This window comes from Flavihumibacter petaseus NBRC 106054, from assembly GCF_000974785.1.
Taxonomy (GTDB): domain Bacteria; phylum Bacteroidota; class Bacteroidia; order Chitinophagales; family Chitinophagaceae; genus Flavihumibacter; species Flavihumibacter petaseus.
The window spans coordinates 1-21,537 of record NZ_BBWV01000002.1 but is presented as its reverse complement, the minus strand read 5'-3'; the positions used below and the strand labels follow the sequence as shown (position 1 = coordinate 21,537).

18 protein-coding genes and 1 tRNA gene are annotated in these 21,537 nt (G+C 50.5%); 10 read left to right on the top strand and 9 right to left on the bottom strand.

The window, feature by feature from the left end:
- Nucleotides 1–62: 62 nt before the first annotated feature.
- On the top strand, nucleotides 63–1,253 hold the full coding sequence (locus FPE01S_RS09865) for a pyridoxal phosphate-dependent aminotransferase (RefSeq protein ID WP_046368884.1): 1,191 nt from the start codon (nucleotides 63–65) through the stop codon (nucleotides 1,251–1,253).
- Between the two features lie 289 nt (nucleotides 1,254–1,542).
- On the opposite strand, the gene FPE01S_RS09860 is transcribed toward FPE01S_RS09865, so the two are convergent.
- The 3 genes from FPE01S_RS09860 to FPE01S_RS09850 all read right to left on the bottom strand — a co-directional run bounded on the left by FPE01S_RS09860 (nucleotide 1,543) and on the right by FPE01S_RS09850 (nucleotide 4,355).
- Nucleotides 1,543–2,307: an SDR family NAD(P)-dependent oxidoreductase gene (locus FPE01S_RS09860; RefSeq protein ID WP_046369766.1), complete on the bottom strand. Its 765-nt coding sequence runs from the start codon at nucleotides 2,305–2,307 to the stop codon at nucleotides 1,543–1,545.
- A 93-nt stretch (nucleotides 2,308–2,400) separates the two neighbouring features.
- Nucleotides 2,401–3,339: a helix-turn-helix domain-containing protein gene (locus FPE01S_RS09855; RefSeq protein ID WP_046368883.1), complete on the bottom strand. Its 939-nt coding sequence runs from the start codon at nucleotides 3,337–3,339 to the stop codon at nucleotides 2,401–2,403.
- Complete coding sequence (locus FPE01S_RS09850; protein ID WP_046368882.1) at nucleotides 3,336–4,355, bottom strand: GntR family transcriptional regulator; 1,020 nt, start codon at nucleotides 4,353–4,355, stop codon at nucleotides 3,336–3,338. The genes FPE01S_RS09855 and FPE01S_RS09850 overlap by 4 nt, the downstream gene beginning before the upstream one ends.
- An 83-nt stretch (nucleotides 4,356–4,438) precedes the next feature.
- Here FPE01S_RS09850 and FPE01S_RS09845 point away from each other — a divergent pair.
- From FPE01S_RS09845 to dinB, 9 genes are all read left to right on the top strand, one after another.
- Nucleotides 4,439–4,515: transfer RNA gene (locus FPE01S_RS09845), tRNA-Met, on the top strand.
- Nucleotides 4,516–4,692: 177 nt separating this feature from the next.
- On the top strand, nucleotides 4,693–4,926 hold the full coding sequence (locus tag FPE01S_RS09840; protein WP_046368881.1) for a hypothetical protein: 234 nt from the start codon (nucleotides 4,693–4,695) through the stop codon (nucleotides 4,924–4,926).
- 219 nt (nucleotides 4,927–5,145) lie between these two features.
- Nucleotides 5,146–5,655, top strand: coding sequence for a hypothetical protein (locus FPE01S_RS09835; protein WP_046369765.1), 510 nt, complete (start codon nucleotides 5,146–5,148; stop codon nucleotides 5,653–5,655).
- On the top strand, nucleotides 5,648–6,421 hold the full coding sequence (locus FPE01S_RS09830; RefSeq protein ID WP_046368880.1) for an oxygenase MpaB family protein: 774 nt from the start codon (nucleotides 5,648–5,650) through the stop codon (nucleotides 6,419–6,421). Before FPE01S_RS09835 ends, FPE01S_RS09830 begins: the two co-directional genes overlap by 8 nt.
- 30 nt (nucleotides 6,422–6,451) lie before the next feature.
- Nucleotides 6,452–7,945 carry a glucose-6-phosphate dehydrogenase gene (zwf, locus tag FPE01S_RS09825; protein WP_046368879.1) on the top strand — a complete coding sequence of 498 codons (1,494 nt, stop codon included), beginning with the start codon at nucleotides 6,452–6,454 and terminating at the stop codon, nucleotides 7,943–7,945.
- A 24-nt stretch (nucleotides 7,946–7,969) separates the two neighbouring features.
- Nucleotides 7,970–8,575 carry a class I SAM-dependent methyltransferase gene (locus tag FPE01S_RS09820; protein WP_046368878.1) on the top strand — a complete coding sequence of 202 codons (606 nt, stop codon included), beginning with the start codon at nucleotides 7,970–7,972 and terminating at the stop codon, nucleotides 8,573–8,575.
- 16 nt (nucleotides 8,576–8,591) lie between these two features.
- Complete coding sequence (locus FPE01S_RS09815) at nucleotides 8,592–8,867, top strand: hypothetical protein (protein WP_046368877.1); 276 nt, start codon at nucleotides 8,592–8,594, stop codon at nucleotides 8,865–8,867.
- A gap of 47 nt (nucleotides 8,868–8,914) precedes the next feature.
- Nucleotides 8,915–11,896: a DNA polymerase III subunit alpha gene (locus FPE01S_RS09810; RefSeq protein ID WP_046368876.1), complete on the top strand. Its 2,982-nt coding sequence runs from the start codon at nucleotides 8,915–8,917 to the stop codon at nucleotides 11,894–11,896.
- Between the two features lie 3 nt (nucleotides 11,897–11,899).
- Nucleotides 11,900–13,084 (top strand): DNA polymerase IV, encoded by a 1,185-nt coding sequence (gene dinB, locus FPE01S_RS09805; protein ID WP_046368875.1) that lies wholly within the window; start codon nucleotides 11,900–11,902, stop codon nucleotides 13,082–13,084.
- A gap of 41 nt (nucleotides 13,085–13,125) precedes the next feature.
- On the opposite strand, the gene FPE01S_RS09800 is transcribed toward dinB, so the two are convergent.
- The 6 genes from FPE01S_RS09800 to FPE01S_RS09775 form a co-directional block, all read right to left on the bottom strand.
- On the bottom strand, nucleotides 13,126–13,776 hold the full coding sequence (locus FPE01S_RS09800) for a hypothetical protein (protein WP_046368874.1): 651 nt from the start codon (nucleotides 13,774–13,776) through the stop codon (nucleotides 13,126–13,128).
- A 128-nt stretch (nucleotides 13,777–13,904) separates the two neighbouring features.
- On the bottom strand, nucleotides 13,905–14,546 hold the full coding sequence (locus tag FPE01S_RS09795; RefSeq protein WP_046368873.1) for an immunoglobulin-like domain-containing protein: 642 nt from the start codon (nucleotides 14,544–14,546) through the stop codon (nucleotides 13,905–13,907).
- Between the two features lie 19 nt (nucleotides 14,547–14,565).
- Nucleotides 14,566–16,056, bottom strand: coding sequence for a SusD/RagB family nutrient-binding outer membrane lipoprotein (locus FPE01S_RS09790; protein ID WP_046368872.1), 1,491 nt, complete (start codon nucleotides 16,054–16,056; stop codon nucleotides 14,566–14,568).
- A 15-nt stretch (nucleotides 16,057–16,071) separates the two neighbouring features.
- Nucleotides 16,072–19,212, bottom strand: a complete 3,141-nt coding sequence (locus tag FPE01S_RS09785) for a SusC/RagA family TonB-linked outer membrane protein (RefSeq protein ID WP_046368871.1) — start codon at nucleotides 19,210–19,212, stop codon at nucleotides 16,072–16,074.
- Between the two features lie 321 nt (nucleotides 19,213–19,533).
- Nucleotides 19,534–20,115, bottom strand: a complete 582-nt coding sequence (locus FPE01S_RS09780) for a helix-turn-helix domain-containing protein (RefSeq protein WP_046368870.1) — start codon at nucleotides 20,113–20,115, stop codon at nucleotides 19,534–19,536.
- Nucleotides 20,116–20,219: 104 nt separating this feature from the next.
- Nucleotides 20,220–21,537, bottom strand: a 1,318-nt coding sequence (locus tag FPE01S_RS09775; protein ID WP_046368869.1) for a transketolase C-terminal domain-containing protein, incomplete at its 5' end; no start/stop codon positions are given.

Genomic DNA, 21,537 nt, shown 5'->3' with positions numbered 1-21,537 from the left:
TATTATTTAGCAGATTCCGCTTCAAAATACATTTAAAATTATCCCGCTGCTATCTTTGTCGCATGTTAATGATCAGCAAGAGGGGGCAGGAAATGCCCCCGTCTCCCATCAGAAAACTGGTTCCCTTTGCGGAAGCAGCCAAGAAAAAAGGCATAAAAGTATATCACCTCAATATCGGTCAGCCTGATATCGAAACACCTGCACCCATGCTGGATGCCGTGCGGCATATCGATTTCAAAGTGCTGGAATACAGCCACAGTGCGGGAAACGAATCTTACCGCCGCAAACTGGTTGACTATTACGCGCAATGCGGAATTGCCATTAACCACCAGCAGATCATTGTCACCACAGGTGGTTCGGAAGCGATCCTTTTTGGATTTATGGCCTGCCTCGACCCGGGTGACGAAGTGATCATTCCCGAGCCGTTTTATGCCAACTATAATGGTTTTGCCGTTGCGGCCGGGGTTCACGTGGTGCCCATTACCAGTTATATAGAAACAGGATTTGCCCTGCCCGCCATTTCAGATTTTGAGCAATCCATCACCCCGCGCACCAAAGCGATCGTGATCTGCAATCCCAATAACCCGACGGGTTACCTGTACAGCAGGGAGGAAATGGAGACGCTGAAAGCGATCTGCCTGAAGCATAATCTTTACCTGTTTGCCGATGAAGCCTACCGGGAGTTCTGTTATGAAGGCACCCATTTCAGCGCTATGCAGCTGGAAGGTGTAGACGAACATGTGGTGCTGATGGATACGATTTCCAAGCGGTACAGTGCCTGTGGGGCAAGGATCGGCGCCCTTGTGACCCGCAACCAGGCGGTGCTCGACGCTGTTATGAAGTTTGCCCAGGCAAGGCTGAGTCCGCCGGGACTGGCCCAGGTTGCTGCAGAGGCGGCAATTGACCTGCCCGCCCATTACTTTGATGCGACCAAGGAAGAATACCGGAAGCGGCGGGAAACACTGGTAACACGGCTGAATGCCATGGAAGGCGTTTTTTGTCCCAATCCCGGCGGAGCTTTTTATGCCATCGCGCGCCTTCCCATCGATGATGCAGATAAATTCTGCCAGTGGCTGCTGGAAGATTTCTCTTTCCGGAACCAGACCGTGATGCTGGCACCGGCAACCGGGTTCTATGGAACGGCGGGACTTGGAAAGCAGGAAGTGAGGCTGGCTTATGTACTGAACACGACTGATATTAATGCGGCGATGGATTGCCTCGAAGCGGCGTTAAAAACTTATAACAATAAATAACTATATAAACAGTTTGACGGTATTGCATCAACAATTGGCAGTATTAAAGCAAAAGAGTCAAATTACTTTAAAATATATGTATTTGTTTCTTTAAAGTTCAGCCATTTTTTTCCAATATTTGTGTTGTAGACACACATTGAGAAAATTATTAATTGATTGTTGATGGGTTGTTGAGGCTTTAGTGAAGAATTTTTATATGGCAAGCAATCGTTGAGGCCCTCCTGTTCCCAGGAGGGCTATTTTTTGTTTACGTGTTTATAAGTTTAGTTGTTTAGAAGTTGGTACCGCGTCAGAGATTCATTCCTCCAGACACTTCAATCCGCTGTCCATTGATCCAACCTGCCTCAGGAGTACACAGGAAGGCTACCACCCCGCCGATATCCCCCGCTTCCCCTACCCGACCCAGCGCTGTCAGTTCTGCGATATGGTCGTTAATGGTTTTATTGTCGCGCACCCGGCCACCCCCAAAATCCGTTGCGATCGCACCCGGCGCCACCACATTGGCTGCAATTTTACGGCTCCCCAGTTCCTTCGCCAGGTACCGGGTGAATACCTCGATGGCACCTTTCGCTGAACCGTAGGCAGAAGACCCCGGAAAAGAAAACCGTGCGAGGCCGGATGACACGTTGATAATCCTGCCTCCATCATTTAAAAATGGTAACGCCTTCTGTGTAAAAAAGTATACCCCCTTGAAATGAACATTGACAATTTCATCAAACTGCTCTTCCGAGGTTTCCGCGAAGCCGGCATACAGTGCGAAACCCGCGTTGTTGACCAGGAAATCAAATTTACGCCTGCCGGTTGCCGCCTCAATCCTGTCGGATAAGCCGCCGAAAAAAGTATCGAAAGTTTTCACCCTTGCTGTGTCCAGTTGCAGTGCAACCGCTTTCTGGCCAAGGGCCTGTATGGATGCTACCACTTCATCCGCTGCTGCTTTATTCTGATGAAAAGTGAATACGATGTCGACACCCTTCTCCGCCAGGGCAATTGCCATTTCCTTACCCAGGCCGCGACTTCCGCCGGTAATTAAGGCTGTTTTGTTCTGTGCTGTCATCTTGAATACATTTTGATGCAGCAAAGCTCGGTTCACGGCGCAGGAGATCCGTTACGCCATTCAATCCAATGTTTGCAAAATTCAAACCATTGTTCAGGACCGGAAAGCAACGGGGGCAAATGTGGTTTGTTTCTTGAAGAAATTGGAGAAATGTGCAACTTCTTCAAAGCCGAGACTGTAAGCGATTTCCGAAACACTCCAGTCGGTCTGCCGGAGCAGGATTTTCGCCTCCTGCAGGACCCTGTTGCTGATGATGCTGGTAGTAGTTTTGCCGGTTGTTTCCTTCAACACTTTATTGAGGTGATTCACATGTACCGCCAGCCGGTCGGCATAGTCTTTCGCGGTTCGCAGTTCCAGTGATTGTATCGGTGATTCAATGGGAAACTGCCTTTCCAGCAATTCAATGAACAAAGCGGTTACCCTGGAAGAAGCATTTACTGCAGCTGCAGACGCTGCAATGGGTTGCAATTTCTGACCGTAATGAATAAGCTCCATCACATAATTGCGGATAAGATCATATTTGAACGTATAGGCTGAATTTATTTCTTCCTGCATTTTGCGGAAAATGGCACTCACTGCCTTGGCTTCGCTGTCACTGATCTGAAACACAGGCAGCCCGCCCGGTTGAAAAATAGGCAATTCGTCGGGTTCAACACCACTTTTGCTTTTCACCAGGAAGTCTTCCGTGAACACACAAAAAGATCCTGATTGCGGGCCTTTCTGCGGAAGCCAGTGATAGGGCACTTTTGGTGTGGCAAACAACAGGGCATTCCGGTCAATTTCTATTACTTTATCCGCGTATTCCGCGCGGTTCTTTCCCCGGATCAGGCTGATCTTGTAATAAGCACGCCGGTTGTATGGCATCACCCCTTTTTCTTTCACCTCTCTGATCGTTGCCGCAATATCAAAAACATTAAAATGCCCGATCTCTTTGGTAATGCCGGGAGGCAAAAGCTGATCTATATCCTTTCCCAGGAATACAGCGGCTTCCTGGTAGAATTCATCCAGTGATGTCTGCCTGATCTTTTTCATAAACTTTTCCGCCTGATCAACTGAAAAGGGTTTTTAATTTTTTCCCGGCGATTTTCCAGGATCAGCCGGGCAGCATGTTCACCCATTGCTGCATGATCCGTAGAGAGCACTGTAATGCCATCCAGCAAGATCTCCTTGAGCGGGGTTTCATTGTAGGAAAGAATACCAATATCCTTTCCGATTGTTTTATGCTGCACGCCGCTTGCTTTCACCAGGTTTACCAGATCGTTTTCCTCAATTACCACAAAAGCAGTCCCCTCCGGAAGTGCCATATCCGGGCCGGTATCACCGATCACTTCAAAGGGCATGTTCTGTTGTGCACAGAACAGGCGGAAACCCGCCAGGATCTCTTCAGGATAGGGAACCAGCCGGGGGAATACAAGCACCATCTGCTGGTATTTCTGCAGCAGGTCACTACCTGAAACAAGTGCCTCATAAATATTGTTCCGGAAATCCTGGATGACCGCAGCATATGGTTCCCGGATGCCGTAGATGTCTTTGTCGAGCAAAACCAGTTTTGCCGGTGGAATCCGCTTCAGGGCATCGATGGCAATTTCCTGTTCCTCATAAAAATGCGGCATGACTACATAGTAATCGAAATCATTCAGGTTATGGTTTACCTGGCGTTCAAAAACCCTGGCATCGCTATGATGGATCTGCAGGTCGACATGTGCACGATCTCCCATAGTTTGCAGAAAAGCTGTATAAACCTGTTTTTTGTAATTGCTGATTTTATTGAAAAGCAGCAGGATACGGTATGGCGAAATGGCATCAGCGCGATGGATAAAAAAACCCTTTCCCCTGACAGAAATAATCACTCCTTTTTCGCGCAGACATTGATAAGCGCGCTGAATCGTATCGCGCGAAACCAGCAATTCATCACTTAATTCGTTGATGGACAGCAAAGGGTCACCTTTTTTCAGTTTGCCTTTCCGGAGCGCCGCCATAATCGCCTTTACCACCTGGAGATATTTCGGTGTTTTCAGGTCATTTTCTATATGAAGCCAGGTTTGCATATGGGCGATGTGAAATGTAAATATACCCTTGGAAGAAAAATATTGATCATTTGGCCGCATTTCTCTATTTTTGCGACCCAATTGGCGAGGTAGCTCAGCTGGTTAGAGCATCGGATTCATAACCCGAAGGTCGGCGGTTCAAGTCCGCTCCTCGCTACCAATACTTTAGAAGCCCGCGTTTGCCGCGGGTTTTTTTATAGCCCGAATTGTGAAAAATTTTGCAAATTGTGGCCATATTCGGTTACGGACTCTGAAGGTTGGCTGTCACGCACCCTGGTCAACCTCCCCCCTTAATAATTATCGACCGGGTTCAGCAAAAAACCGTGTATGTAAACACATGGTACACACCACTTGCATCATCAGGGGGAAGGAATATTTTTTGTCTTACCTGCGATTTGACGAGAAGGAAGTTTCCGGATATACCGGCATTCTTTCTCTCGACGAACCTATCCGGTTCGAGATCCGGGTAACCATCAATCAGCCCGGGGAATTCGGCATTTTTCCTGCTGATATTCCTGCCGAAGTCCGCAAAGCGATCTTTCATGCTATCCTTCACCAGGAAAGAAATTAATCCGGCCAGGGCTACACTTTCACGTGCACCAAATCCCAGCCGAGAACGGCCGGGATTCCCTTAATAATGGCCTCCGCCTGTTACAAGCAGCGCCATGAGCCACTTTAAAAATTCTGTGCCATTTACCCGGAAAAATTTAAAAGGATTGTTAAGGATAACAGCATAGTGCTTACCTTTACTTTGAATTTCAAAGCACTTTTACAACAAACTTTTTTTCAGATGCCTACCCTCTTTTCCATACGCTGCTGGCTTCTCGCCTTTATGTGCTGCCTCCTGCTGAGCGGCTTGACCGCCTACCCCATCGAAACCCTCCTCTCCCGGGCAGTGAGTCACCAGCCCGCGATCCTGCTGAACACAAAGCTATCTGGCTGGCTGCAAACCACCTGTGATGCCGTAACTGCTACCAACCGCAACTATCCTTTCCTGGCCTACGGAACCGACTGGCTTGCCTTTGCGCATGTTCTGTTCACCATGCTGTTTATCGGCCCGCTGATTGATCCGGTCAGGAACAAATGGGTGATCCAGTTCGGACTGATCGCCTGTGCTGCGATCCCCGTACAGGTACTTTTCTCGGGATCCGTTCGGCACATCCCTGTATACTGGCAGCTGATCGACTGCTCGTTCGGCCTGTTCGGCGCCATACCTTTATGGATCGTGTACAACAAGATTCGCCAACGCAAGCGGACCGCGCTCACAACTGTTCCGCTTCAACCTGTTCAACATGCCTGAACTACAGGCCAGTCCCTATGTGCCGCAACATCACCTGCTGCGCCGGATCTGGGGCCGCACAGATGCCATACTGCTGATCTTCGCCGGGGCCGCAGCAGAGTTCGCCCTCAACAAGGCGGTGGACTGGCTCTATTTTACGGGCAAACTTCCCGCCGACCCGATCGGCCGCCTGTTTTCAACAGTAACCTATGCACAACGAATCATCTTCGCAGATACAGCATCAGCACATGCAGCCATTGACCAGATCACCCGCATTCACCATAAGGTTGAAACGGAACGCGGCGCATCGATACCGCAATGGGCTTATCGCGATGTGCTGTTCATGTTGATCCACTATTCCATTGCAGCAGCAACAGTGCTTGGCGAAAAACCGGGAGAACAGGATAAAGAAGAGATTTACACCGTGTTCAGAAAAATGGGAGAACGCATGCGGATTGAAGATCTGCCCGACAGCTACAGGCAATGGGAAACAGTTTACCGGCAGCATCTCCTGCAGGACCTTGCCAACGGTGCATTGACCCACGACCTGTTTCAACAGTACCGCAAACACCTGGGATGGTGGCGATACCGCATCCTGCTGGAATCACAAAAACTGGTTGTACCCGCAACCGTCCGTTCCCTGCTGCAATGGAAAAGCACCAGCCTGCTTACGCCCGCAATGCCGCTATACCGCCTCACCAGGGGAACTGTTTTCGAAAAACTGCTGCAATACCTGGTGATACCTGCCCGCTACCGGCAACCGGCAGCTGCCATGGAACAACGATAGGTGCTATCTTTAACGGAACAACCCGTTAGCATGGTACCAAATTCGAAAGTTCCCGCCTCTATTGTCATCTTTGGTGCAGGAGGAGATCTCACCCGCCGCAAGCTGATCCCCGCGTTGTTCAACCTGTACGTGGAAGGTTATCTGCCCCCATTGTTCCGTATCTTCTGTGTAGATTATGTTCAGCAGGAGCTGAACCTGTTCCGGGAATCATTACGCACAGGCATAACCGAATTTTCCAGGAACGGTGCACCGTCTGCCGACAAATGGACCGACTTCAGCGAACGCATCGACTATATCTCCGGCGACTTCCTGCAACGCACCACCTTCCTCGCTTTGAAGCAAGGTATTTCGGGTTTCGAGAAATCCGTGCGCAAAAGAGGCACGCGTTTGTTTTACTTCGCCATCTCACCGCGCTTTATCGAAACCGTTGCACATGGCCTGTATACGGATCAGCTTGCCAACCGCGATAACGCCGACCGTCTTGTGATCGAGAAACCATTTGGCACTGACCTGGCTTCCGCAAAAACCCTCAACAAATACCTCCTTGCCCGGTTTACTGAAAAACAACTCTACCGGATCGACCACTACCTTGGCAAAGAGACCGTTCAGAACATCATGGCCTTTCGTTTTGCCAACTATGTATTTGAACCGCTCTGGAATAAAAAATACATCGATCACATCCAGATCAGCGTGGCAGAAAAAGTAAGCGTTGGTTCACGCGGCGGCTATTATGACGGCGCCGGTGCGTTGCGTGACATGGTGCAGAACCACCTCCTGCAATTGCTCTGCATTGTAGCCATGGAATGCCCAGGTGCCTATGAGGCGGAAGTGATCCGCAATGCCAAAACAAAAGTGATCCGCGATATCCGGCCGATGAAGTCCGCCCAGGTCAGCAGGCAGGTGGTAAGGGGCCAGTACAAAGGTTACAGGCAGGAAGCGCATGTATCCTCCGCGTCCACCACAGAAACGTTTATCGCGGCCAAGATCTTCATTGACAATGCCCGGTGGAAGGGCGTTCCCTTTTTCCTGCGCACCGGCAAGTCGCTTGAAAAACAGTCGACCGTTATCATTGTACAGTTCAAAGATTCCCCGCACAAGATCTTCCGGGACGATATCGTACCCAACCGCCTGATCATCAGCATTCAGCCTGAGCTGGAGATCAGCCTGTTGTTTGAAAGCAAGGTACCGGGATTGCAGATGAAACTGCAGCCTGTAGAAATGGATTTCACGTATAATGAGTCGTATTCCACCAGGCCGATCCCCGAAGCTTATGAAGCCCTGCTGCTCGACGTATTGAAGGGAGATGCGACCCTTTTCATGCGCGCAGACCAGGTTGAAGCAGCGTGGAAAGCCGTGATGCCGATCCTGGATTCCTGGAAGAAGCAGGCGCGGAACGGGCTCCATGCCTATGTTCCCGGCTCCTGGGGCCCGGCGGCGGCAAAAACCCTGCTGCACCCCCACTCGTCAGACTGGATCCTGCTGCCGGAGACCCTGGCCAGGGCTGCCCCCGCACCGCTCAAATGACAAAAATTGGTTACATTTGCAGCCATGCATTTATCCACCCCTGCGGAATGCCTGGACAACTGGTTCTCGAATGATGTAGCGTTTCATGAACTCTACCCCGCCGTTATCAGTCAGCTGGCAAGGCGGCACTGGACACCATTGCGGGTTGCGAGAAAAGCCGCAGCCTTTCTGCGCACTGGCAAAGAAGACAGGGTACTGGATATCGGCAGCGGAGTAGGTAAGTTCTGCCTGGCGGCAGCCCATGCGGAGCCAACGGTTCAGTTCACCGGCGTCGAGCTGCGCCCCTGGCTGGTAGAACATGCCAGGATAGCGCAACAGAAGCTGGGATTGAAAAATGTGCGTTTTCTCGCCGCCAACATCAAAGACGTCTGCTTTAAGCAGTTTGATCATTTTTACTTCTACAATTCCTTTTACGAAAACCTGGCAGAGTCAGAAAAGATCGATCAGGAAATGCCTTGCTCACTGGAATTGTTTGAACGATACAGCTACTACCTCTACAAACAACTGGCAAACCGGCCTGCGGGAACAAGACTGGTTACCTACCACAGCCTCGAAACAGAGATTCCCGCGGATTTTCATTTGGTGCAAACCGAAATCAATGGTTACCTTAAATACTGGATCAAAGTTTAGTAGCAAAACACACATTATGTCTTCCATCTGTTTAGAAGATTACCGCTGTAAACTGATCTCGAAGATCGCCTACAGCGATACCCAGCAGCAGGTTAAGCGTTATCTGGATGCAGCCCTGAAAGGCCTGCAGACCCACCGCGTAAATGGCCATATTACCTTACGCTTTCTCCACCGTGTTGAACAGGAACTCCAGCGATATCAGCCGGATGACGGCGATCCGCTGCAATGGGAAAACGTGCAGGCGGGCCAACGCTACTGCACAGCCCTTCTCCTGCAACTGCAAAAAAGCTAATATTTTTAGTTTTTTCAGGTACCTTTACTGTCCCTTACCGGCGTGTTATGTACCTGAACTGCAAAACCTATTTCAGCTTCCGCTATGGCACTATCGCCACCGAAACACTGGTGGATGAGGCAGTTGCCGCAGGGATTACTGCGCTTGCCCTGACCAACATCAATGGCATGGCGGACAGCTGGACCTTTTACGACCACTGCCGGCAGAAAGGCATCAAACCCATTCTCGGCACGGAAATCCGCAATGGCGACCAACTTTGCTTTGTACTCCTCGCGGCCAACGCCAGGGGCCTTGAATGGATCAATGAATGGCTTTCCCGGCACGCCGAAAACAACCTGCCCTTTCCTGAACGAACCACCGGCAAGCCTTTCTTTCATGACGCCGGCGATGGCTTTGTGATCTTTCCCTTTACCGGCAAGCCGCCTGCTTTTTTGCACGCTAACGAAAGGATCGGCATTTGCATGGACCAGGTTGCTAAATTATTTAGCTTTACACCTGGTACATGGGCCGACCGCCTGGTGGTGTTGCAACCAGTCAGTTTCCTGAACCGCTTTCATTTCAACATGCACCGGCTGCTGCGGGCCGTGGACCACAACACCCTGTTGTCGAAGCTCGGTGCCGGGCAACAGGGCAGCGAAGCGGAAATCTTTCCCTCCCCTTCAGCGATCCGTGAGGCATTCTCGCAATACCCGCAGATCCTTCAGCAAACGCAGTATGTAATCGACGCCTGTGCTATTGAAATGGAGCTGCAGACCGACAAGAACAGGAAATGTTTTACGACATCCGCCGCTGATGACCGCGTGCTGCTGAAGAAGCTGGCATTGGACGGCTGCGTACAACGCTACGGCGCCAAAAACAGGCTGGCACCCGACCGCGTGCGGAAAGAGCTTGGAATCATCGACCGCATGGGATTCAATGCCTACTTCCTGATTGCCTGGGATATCGTGCGGTATGCGCAAAGCCGTGGGTACTACTATGTCGGCAGAGGCAGCGGCGCCAACTCCATAGTGGCCTTCTGCCTGCAGATCACAGATGTTGACCCGATCGAACTCGACCTGTACTTCGAGCGCTTTCTCAACCCCCACCGGCTGTCGCCGCCTGACTTCGATATTGACTTTTCCTGGGCGGACCGGGACGATGTGATCGACTATATTTTCAAACGTTATGGCAAAAGCCATGTCGCCCTGCTGGGCATGGTTACCACCTTTCAGTACAATGCACTGATGCGTGAACTCGGAAAAGTGTTCGGCCTGCCCAAACACGAAATTGACCGCCTTGCCGTGAAAGGCTACTATTCCCGGAATTCGAGATTTCATCCGGAAAAAGCGGAAGACCGGATCCAGCAATTAATGATCCGGTACGGCGAAGCGATGGTCAACTACCCCAACTTCCTGAGCATCCATCCCGGTGGGATCCTCATCAGCGAGGAACCGATCTACCGGTACACACCTGTCTTCCTTCCACCGAAGGGATTTCCGACGGCACAGCTTGATATGTTTGTTGCGGAAAAGATCGGGCTGTTCAAACTTGATATACTCAGCCAGCGCGGTCTGGGTCATATCAAGGAAACACTGGCAATCGTGCGGCGCAACCGCGGCATCCGCATCAATATCCACGACATCGAAGCCTTTAAAAAGGATCCGCTTCTCAAAAAACAGATACGTGACGTAGACACCATCGGCTGCTTCTATATTGAGAGTCCGGCGATGCGGCAGCTGCTGAAGAAACTGGAATGTGACGATTATATCACCCTGGTGGCAGCAAGCTCCATCATCAGGCCCGGAGTGGCCAGCAGCGGCATGATGAAAACGTATATCCAAAGGTTCCATGCACCGGATGCTTTCGACTATATACATCCGGTGATGAAGGAGCTCCTGGAAGAAACCTATGGCGTTATGGTTTACCAGGAAGATGTGATCAAGGTTGCGCATCATTTTGCGGGCCTTGATATGGGCGAAGCCGATATCCTGCGGCGTGCGATGAGCGGCAAATACCGGGGCTCGCAGGAAATGGAAAGACTACGGGAGAAATTTTACAGCAATTGCCGGGAGCGCGGCTATGACGAAGCGATCATCAAAGAAGTGTGGCGGCAGATCGAAAGTTTCGGGGGATACAGTTTTTCGAAAGCGCATTCGGCTTCCTTTGCAGTAGAAAGCTACCAGAGCCTCTATCTCAAAACGTATTATCCGATGGAATTCATGGTGGCGGTGATCAATAATTTCGGCGGCTTTTACAGCAGGGAACTGTATTTCTACGAGCTGTCGAAAACAGGTGCCCGCATTCATCCGCCCTGCGTGAACACCAGTGAATGGATGACCTGCATTATTGGCAAGGAGGTGTACGCGGGTTTTGTTCATGTAAAATCGCTGGAACAGACCATTGCCGAAACCATCGTGTCGGAGCGTGAACAAAACGGGCGTTACACCAGCCTGGAAGACTTTGTAAAGCGCACGGGCATCGGAAAGGAGCAGCTTAATATGCTGATCCGGCTCGATGCGCTGCGCTTTACCGGGATGACCAAAAAGCAGCTGTTGTGGGAAGCCAATCTTTTCACACGACCAGCGGCTGTCAAAGCCCGGCACCGGGATGGTGCACTGTTTGAGGAACCGCCCCTGCACTACACTTTACCTGACCTCCCGGAGTATCCCCTGGAAGTGTATTACGACGAGATCGAGCTGCTCGGGTTTCCGCTGCGCAACCCCTTCCCGATGGCAGACGATGACCTGGCGCAATACCTGCCCGTAACGAAAATGCAACACCATGTGGGTGATACCGTCACGATGATCGGGTACCTGATCACTTATAAGTCTGTGATGACGGTGAAAGGGGAAACGATGTGTTTCGGCACCTTCCTTGACGCCCAACTGGACTGGCTCGACACCGTACATTTTCCTGACAGCCTGAAACGGCACCCCTTATCTGCCAACGGCTTTTACCGCCTTACGGGCAGGGTTGTAGCGGAGTTCGGCGTGCACAACCTTGAAGTGCACCACATGGCGAAAATCGGATTGAAAGACAGAAAACAGTAAAACATGGCAGCCGGTACTACCAGGCAGATCGCGCATTTTGACCTGGACGCTTTTTTTGTTTCCGTTGAGCGCCTGAAGAATGCTGCGCTGAACGGAAAGCCGCTGATTGTTGGCGGGTCCGGGGGCCGCGGTGTGGTGACTGCCGCGAGTTATGAAGCGCGTCGGTTCGGCGTACACAGCGCCATGCCGATGAAGCTGGCGCGCCGGCTTTGCCCCGAGGCCCTGGTAATCAGCGGCGACATGGAAAGCTATTCGCACTACTCGCGCCTGGTGACCGAAATCATTTCCGACCGCGTGCCCGTTTTCGAAAAAGCATCTATCGATGAATTTTATCTCGACCTGACCGGGATGGACCGGCATTTCGGTTGCCGCAGCTTCACAGACGAGCTGAAACAGACGATTACCGGTGAAACAGGTCTGCCCATCTCCTGGGCGCTGGCTACCAACAAACTCATCAGCAAGGTGGCCACCAACGAGGTGAAACCGAACGGCCAGCTGGAAGTGCCGTCAGGTGGTGAAAAACGCTTCCTCGCACCCCTCACCATTCAGAAAATGCCCGGCATCGGCAAGGAGACCGGGCAACTCCTGTTGCGCATGGGCGTCGAAACCGTGCGTACCCTCAGCGAAATCCCCATGCTGATGATGTTCAACCTCCTGGGAAAGACAGGCATCGAATTGTCGAGGAAAGCCAACGGCATCGATGAAAGTCCCGTAATACCGTATCATGATCAGAAGTCCATCTCCACGGAACAGACCTTTTCCTCAGACACCATCGACCTGAAGTTTCTGCACAGCCGCCTGGTGCGCATGACTGAAAGTATCGGCTTCGAATTGCGTAAGCAAAACCGGCTCACCGGCTGCATCACCGTCAAGCTGCGCTATGCCAACTTCGATACCGTCACAAAACAACGCACGATCGCCTACACGGCGCTCGATCATACCTTGCTGCAGCAGGCAACACAACTTTTTGAACAGCTGTATGACCGGAGGCTGCTGGTAAGGTTACTCGGTATCCGGTTCACCCACCTGATACCCGGCAATCAACAGATCAGCCTGTTTGATGACAGCACAGCTCAGGTCAGGCTCTACCAGGCAGTAGACAGCATCAAGAACCGGTTTGGTGAAAACCTGCTGCAAAGAGCGGGCGGAAGTTTTGCTGAACGGTTGGAGGAAAAAAAAAGCAGGTAGTAGACACTACCCGCGTATACACACATGAGAAAAAAAAGACTTTATGCTGTAGACAACATGCCATGCAGCGGTTGCCGGTTGATCATTACCAAAAGTTTAGCCTGCATGTCTTCATTACGGTGATTGTACCGGAACTCACATTCCTTGATGTGCAGGTAAAGGGTATTGCGGTTTAGGCCACGGAATTTCATCAATCGGCTGCGGGTCAGTCCCCAGAACCCGGAAATATCATCGGAAACATATTTTCCGGCACTGCCATTCATCATGTCTTTCCGATAGAGGCGCCAATTGGTAAAATCAGCAACGGCATGAATGGCTGTCATATTGCTGTCGATGCCAAGATTTTTTTGTGTCTGCCATTCAATCAGGCTGTCTTTCGACATGTCGGCCAGCCCTGTTGAAAACACCAGGCCATTCCACCGCGTAAACCCAAAATATGAAGTCTTGGGCAGGCCATCCGTTGCATGTTTCAGCAGCAGGTGGTTTCCGGGTAAATGGTGAAGCGGAAAGGCGTCATCGCAAAACTGGGCGAGCCGAACCCTGATCATTTTCAGGTAGGCGTTTACTGTCACACGGCTTACATGGGTCACGGCAGCTATCTGGGTCGCAGTCAGATCTTCACAAAACAGGTTTAAAATCTCTCGGCACTTGCGTTCGGATAGATGCGCTCCCTTGAGCATTCTATTTTTCATCCGGACTGGTTTGGTTCAATGGTTTACGAAAATATTCGGACTTAAATATCAGCATAGCCCCGTGCAGTAAAAACATAAACTACACCAGTGGAAGAATTAGAGGATAAACCGTGTTAAAATCTAGGCGGTCATAATTTGGTAAATGCTCTAGGTCCCGGCCCATAATTTACGTTCAGTACGATCCAGGTAACGCCACCTGCTTCACCAAACTCGATGTTGCTCAAAGCCATCGTTCCAACATCGGTAGGCTGTTCAGGTGCCACGTACACATTGGGAGCAGTCTCTACCATATAGATGACTGTTTCGGTGCCGATTCCCGCACCGCCGGGATTGGTGATCTTGTAAACACCTTCCGCCTCCTTTTCAATAGTCATATCGATACCGGTAGCCGGTCGCAGGTAATCACCCGCACGGTTTACTGTATTCGTCACATCGGTAACGGCTACTTTCCTGGATACCTGTGTCTCGAAACCATTGGCATTACTGGCTGTGTAAAGCACGATATACAGTCCGGGTTCTGCAGTATTGACATCGCTGGAACTTGGCGCCAGCGCTGAAGTTTCACCGGTTATATCATCTGTCAGCACAGCACCTTCTTCTGTATAGGTGCCCCCTACCGGCAGTATGATGAGCTCATCGCCGTTGAGTGCAATACCGGGATAACTCACCAACACTTCTTTGGAAACATGCGCTGTATCGTCCTTTTCGCAGGATGTAACAAACAGGCTGGCGATCGTGAGCGCGATCAGGACAAGTTTAGGCTTCATCATGATTGGTATGTTTTTATCGTTAATTCTGACCGCTCGTGTTGACGTCCCACCATACTTTATCTTTCACGGTCTTCTGTGAGGGTGTATTGGGATTGCGGGTCACTTCCGAATCGGCATACAGTATGCGTACCGGAAAGAAATTGCCGATGCTGCTGGTGGTACTGATGGTAAAAAACGAAGGATAACCCGTGCGTCGCCATTCCGTCCAGCCTTCAAGGTTTTCAGTGCCGGAAAGGCTTACCCATTTCTGGGTAATAATCTGCTGAACCTGTGCTTCCTCACCACTTACCGGGAATTTTACAAGCGGTTCCCCGATAAATGCATTGTAATCATCTTCACTTAGTCCCCAGAAATAAAAGGAAGCAAATATGCCGTTCTCGTAAAGCGATTGTGCATCACCATCGCCCCATCCTCTCGCCACAGCTTCTGCCTGGAGGAAATAGCTTTCTGCTGCGCTGATAAAGAACACCGGTGCAGCGGCACCAGTATTACCCGTGCTGCCCGGCCCGCCGACAGCAGGCCCCGGTTTGGAATAACTGTTCGCATTTTGTGCACCCGGAAGATTTGGTCCTTCTCCCTGGATGATACCCACAAAGTTTCCGGTATTCGGTGCTGCAGTTGCCCTTGCATAATAAACACCGATCCGCGGATCAGCAGTTGCCTGCAGGTATGTCACAATAGTACGGCTCGCGATCAGGTTGTCGCTGGTCAGTGCCTCATAGGTCGCATACAACGGATTCTGGTTAAACACCTCATTGTTGAAAGGCACGTAGGCATCTTCCCCAATATCAAGAAATTCGCTGCCTGCAGTATACATCGCCCGGATGCCAGCCTCTGCCACGGATGGTCGAACATAGGCCTGCCGGAGATAGATCTTCAACTTGAGGGTGTTTGCAAACTTTGTCCACAGGTGCATATCTCCATGAAAGAAATAGTCGTCATCACCAGGCGATGCTGCGCCTTCGTCGATCATTCCCAACGCATCATCCAACAACACGATAAGACCATTGTAGATCTCTTCCTGCGTATCGAATTTCGGCTTGGTATTGGCAGCACCATTAAGCGACTCACTGAACGGTATATCGCCCTGCAGGTCAGTCATTACCTGGAACATGTAAGCCTGCATGATCTTGCCGATAGCAACATAGTTCACCTGTCCGGTTCTTGTGCCTTCATCAACGATATAACGAAAGTCCGCTAACGGTCCCGAATAAACGCTTTCCCATTGACGGTCGTAGTCAGAGCTGGTAACAGAGTACTGATCCAGGCTCCGGTACTGGCTGGCGGTCGGACCCTGTGTCCAGTACTGGCCCCAAAGCCCGCCAAGTATCTGGTAAGCATTGCCAAGGTTATAGGCGCTGTAGCCCAGTGCTGTCGGGAGTGCCAGCTCAACGCTGCTCTCAGTCGGATTATTGGGATCATCATTGATGTCGAGATAATCTTTGGTGCAACCATTCAATCCTGCCACCAGGAAGCCTGCAGTTAGCCATTTGCTGATTGTATATTTCATAGCTCAGGTATTGAGTTAAAAGACAACTTTAAGATTTGCACCATAGCTCCTGATAGAGGGTATGGTACCATATTCAAATCCCTGGATGTTGGACGTACCGTAAGAACTGGTTTCGGGATCGGCATAGGTATTCTCGGAAGGCGTCCACAGGAAAAGATTTCTTCCGGAAAGGCCTACCTGGATATAATTGACCGGCCATGTTTTGATCCACGCTTTGGGGATCCTGTAGCTGACGGCTACTTCACGCAGTTTGATAAAGCTGGCATCAAGCAGCGATTCGACTGCGTTGTCGGATGCATAGTTGGTCCAGTAATCCTGTGCATCAAGCACCGCTTTGGTATTGGGCTCAAATTTTCCGTCTGAAGTCTGAACGACACTATTGGCAATCACAAAGGGCTCCCGGTCATTCAGCAGGGTACGCGGATCAGTACCCAAAAACTCCTGCAATGATTTCGTGCGGGAATAGAAAACACCGCCTTTTTTCGCATCAAACAAAAAGCTGAGGGTGATGCCTTTGTAACTGAAACTGTTATTGACGCTGGCCAGGAAGTCGGGCTGGATATTGCCATGGGTTTTTGCCACGGGGTCAGTGATCGGGTAGCCTGTATTCGGATCCACTACAATGTTTCCATCCGGGTCGCGCAGAAATCCTGCACCAAAGAATGAGCCATAGGGTTCACCCACTTTGGCCACGAGCGTAGCACCAACAAATCCACCCAGTTCAATCTGTTCCACACCCGGGAAAAGTGATTTCACCTTGCTGGTATTTTTGGTAAATGTGCCCGTGATCTCCCAGCTGAAATCCCTGGTACGCACAGGAGTGCCACGGAGCAACAGTTCAATACCCTTGTTGGTGATAGAACCTGCATTCATCGTCTGGCTCGTATATCCTGAAGTTGCAGCGATCGGAACCGTCAGGATCTGGTCGCGGCTTTCATTGCTGTAATAAGTGGCTTCCAGTGCAAGCCGGTCACGGAAGAACCCCAGATCCACACCTACCTCAAAGGATGTGGTGATCTCCGGTTTGATGTTTGGATTTCCGATCACATCATCGAGCGTATATCCCGGAACACTATTCAGCGGAAACACCACTTTTGAATTTTCATAACCATCTTCTACCTCTCCACTTTTGAATACCGTGCGCAACACATAAGGTGGAGCATCGTTACCCACCTGCGCAATGCTGGCCCTGAGTTTACCATAAGTCAGTACCTTCTGATCCGGCATCAGTTCAGAGAATACAAATGAGGCATTGGCACTTGGGTAGAAGAAACTGTTGTCGCCTTCGGGCAAAGTGGAGGACCAGTCGTTGCGGGCAGTGATGCCGAGGAACAGGTAATTCTTATACGTCAGGTTGATGTCGGCGTACAAACCCCAGAGCCTGCGGTTGATGATTTCGTTACTGGTGGTAGGGCGGTTCAGCGAATTGGACAGGTTGTATACGAATGGCACCACCAGGCCGTTTGCCGTGCTGATCTGTGAATTGAAATCGCGTTGCCGCACGTTATGACCCAGTAATACAGACAGGCCAATATCATCGGTCAGTTTTCTCTTGCCGGTGATCATCAGGTCTGAAGTAAGCTCCCGGATATTGATGGCCGTCTCTTCATACTTGCCTGAAAACCTCCTGGGATAGTTCTGGTTGTCGGGGTCAGTTATCACACGTTTGGAAACGATCTGCCTTCTCTTATCGGCTGAAAAATCCGTACCAATCCTGTAGTTGATATCAAGCCATTTTGTGGGTTTATAACCGATCTGCACATTAGCCAGCAGCCTGTCCATCGTGGTGCGGTAGGAGTCTTCCCCGAGAAAGTAATAGGGGTTAACGGTGTAAGCGCCATAGTATCCGTAGAGGTCGTTGTATTTATTGTGATAATCTTTCAACTCCAAAAGCGGAATATCTCTCGGCGTCTGCAACACCTGGTCGTAGGGTGAATTTCCCTGCCCCTGCGTAGAGAGATCGCCAACTGAGCGGACATAATTGACGCTGGCGCTGCTGTAAAAATTATGGCCGAGGTCTGAACTTACCCCGAGGCGAACGGAGGTACGTTTGTATTCCGTTCCGGGCATGATGCCTTTCTGATCGAGGTTGTTGAAGGATATGAAATACGCAGCATTATCACTGTTGTGCGAGAAACTTACTGCATTGGTCCAGGTATGGCCGGTATTGAAAAATTCCTTTACATTATCTGGCAGTGGTCCATAGGGCTTCACGAGTTGGGAGTCGCCGATCTGTTGTCCCCATGGCCGCATCTGTCCATCCATCTTCGGCCCCCAGCTGAAGTTCTCTCTTGAATCCGGTTCTTTTTTTCCTCCCTGACCATATTCATTCTGAAATTCCGGCAGGCGGAGAATACTGTCGAAGTTATAGGCGCTGCTGACTGATACTTCAGAGCGTTTTCCGCCTTTCAGTTTACCACTCCTGGTCGTGATGATCAGAGCGCCGTTTGAGGCACGGCTACCGTATAATGCCGCAGCCGCAGGACCCTTCAATACTGTCACCGATTCAATATCATCCGGGTTGAGGTCATTTCCGCGGTTACCGGCATCTACCTGGTTATTCAGATTATCACCGGCATCAATCTGCGAGTTGTCGATCGGGATACCATCTACAACCATCAACGCCTGGTTGTTGCCTGTCATGGAAGTACCGCCACGGAACACGATCCTTGTGCTGCTGCCCACCCCGCCGCTGCTTCCGGTAATCTGAACGCCCGCCACTTTACCCTGCAGGGAATTCAATACACTTCTGTCTTTGCTACGGGTGAGCTCGTCATTCTTGATGGTGCTGGTAGCGTACCCCAGGCTGCGGGCTTCTCGTTTGATCGCATTTGCAGTGACCACTACCTCATTCATCTGGCTGGCTTCCTCTTCGAGGGTCACATCCATTTTTGTGCCGACGGCATTGCGTGTCTCAAAACTTTTGTAACTGATAAACGTGAATATCAGTCTTGCATTTTCAGGAACACCTGTCAGCGTATATACACCATCATTATTGGTTTGCGTTGCCTGGGTGCCGTCCTTTACGGAAACAGAAACACCTGCAAGCGGACTGCCGGACTTCGCATCGGTGACCCGGCCTGAAACTGTTCTTCCCTGCGAAAAAACAATTGTTGTGACAAGGGTCAACACCAGCATGCTGATCGTCTTCTTCATAGCGTGGTTAATTTTGACACGATAAAATTATCCGAACCATACAGGGTGGTAACATGCTATTACAGGGCACGATGACCGGTCAAGATTATTTGGAGGATTGTGATTGCTTTCAACTTTTCAACCCTCTTTAGGAAAATGGCTTATCAGTGGTAACAGGAAAAGATGAATGGCCGGCAATTGAAAACAATACAGATGACGTTCTCTATCATTTACGAAACCCTTGTCGGCACTGCATTTCATGGCACATCAGCAAAACATTTTATCATGAATTGATAAATTATCCTGTGACGGGTGGAAGCAAGAAAAGATGAACGGTCAATTTCAATAGTCATTTGCGAAGAGTAAGCGCTGCAAATGATCTTCCATCGAATCATCCCGATGATTATAGCGGAACTCCGATTCTTTTACATGCAGGTAAATAGTGTTGCGGTGAAGGCCCCTGAACTTTTGCAAACGGCTTTTTATCCAGCCCCAGAAACCGCTGATTTCATCCATGGCAGGGCTGCCATTGGCGTGCAGGTTATTGTCGAGCCGGTGCAACCGCCAGTTGCCGAAGTCAATTACTGCATGCATTTCAGGATACAGGCGATGAATCTCTTCCAGTGCCCCTATTTCATATCCCTGCAGTGGAATAATCTGGATCCGTTTATAGTTTCTGAAAACGCCATATAACAGTGGAGATTCCTGTCCGTTGACTGTATCCTGGGAGTTGATTAACTGTGCGGGCAGGTTGTGTGCTGCAATCGCCATCCGGATCTTTTTCAGGTAGCTGTTTACAGTAATGCGGCTGACATGCGTGACGTGCGCGATCTGTGTCGCGTTGAGATCCTCACGAAACAGGTGAATGATCTCCCTGCACTTTCTTTCTGAAAGATGTGCTCCCTTAAGCAATCTGTTGGTCATCGCTCAACGTGCATGTAATCTCATCAATAATAGATCACTGTATGTTAAACTGCAAGCCATACTATTTGGATGGACCAGGAAGATGATGACCCTGTCAAAATTGATTAATAACGGAGCAACTTTTCAAGTGCCTGCTGCACTTTTTTTGCATCCGGAAGCATGGCCGCTTCCAGGATTCTGTTCATCGGAACCGCAGGCAGATCTTTTGCGCCGAGCACCTGTACAGGTGCATCAAGTTGCGCAAAACAACTGTTGGCGATTCTTCCGGCAAGTGCTTCCGCAAAAGAATTGGTCTGTTGTTCTTCCGTCAGGATAAGACATTTACCATGCAGTTTCACGCGTTCCTCCAGCAAGGTTTCATCCAACGGATACAGGGATCGCAGGTCGATGATCTCTATTTGTCCGGGGAATTGAAGGGCAGCAGCCTGTGTCCAGTAAACACCCATGCCGTAGGTGATCACCACACAACTTTCGCCGTTATTGATCAGCTGTTCATCAGCGTGCTGCAAAATGATCGCTTTTCCCAGCGGCAATATGTAATCAGCACCTGGTTCCGGCATGCGGGCGCCATCGGTTCCCGGAACACGACTCCAGTAAAGGCCTTTGTGTTCCAGCATCACCACAGGATTCGGATCCAGAAAAGCCGCTTTCATGAGTCCTTTCATATCTGCGGCATTGGAAGGAAAAATGACCTTGATGCCTTTGATGGACAGTAAAGTAGATTCAATACTTCCGCTGTGGTAAGGGCCACCGCCTCCATAAGCGCCGACAGGAATGCGGATGAGCACCTGCACCGGAAATTTCCCGGCACTCAGGTAGCAGGATTTGGAAATCTCGGTGACCAGCTGGTTGAACCCGGGATAGATATAGTCTCCGAACTGCACTTCAACGATCGGCTTCAGCCCCACCGCTGCGAGGCCCACTGTTGAGCCTATGATATAAGCTTCCTGGATGGCTGTATTAAATACCCGGTGGTCTCCGAAGCGGTCTGCAAGTGTAGCAGCCTCCCGAAAGACGCCGCCGAGGGTCCTGCCTACATCCTGCCCGTACAACACTGCTTCCGGGCATGTCTCCATGATTTCCCGGATGGCAAACAACGCCGCATCCACCATCATGATCTTTTCTGTTCCCTTGCCGGCACGGTTGCCGGATTCATGGATGACGGGGGTGGGAAGGAAGACATGGTCCGCTACCGTTGCGGGATCCGGTTCCGGCGCTGCAACGGCTTCCCGGAATGCGGCCTTTACCTGCTCCTGCACTTCGGTATCGATCTTTTTAAGGGTGCAGGGTTCGATACCCCCGGAAATAAGCTTTTGTTCCAGCAAAGGAAGCGGGTCGCGGAGTGCATCGTTAGCCAGGTCGGAAGCGGAGCGGTAAAATTCTTTTCTGACCCCGCTGGTATGATGGCCCAGCAACGGAACG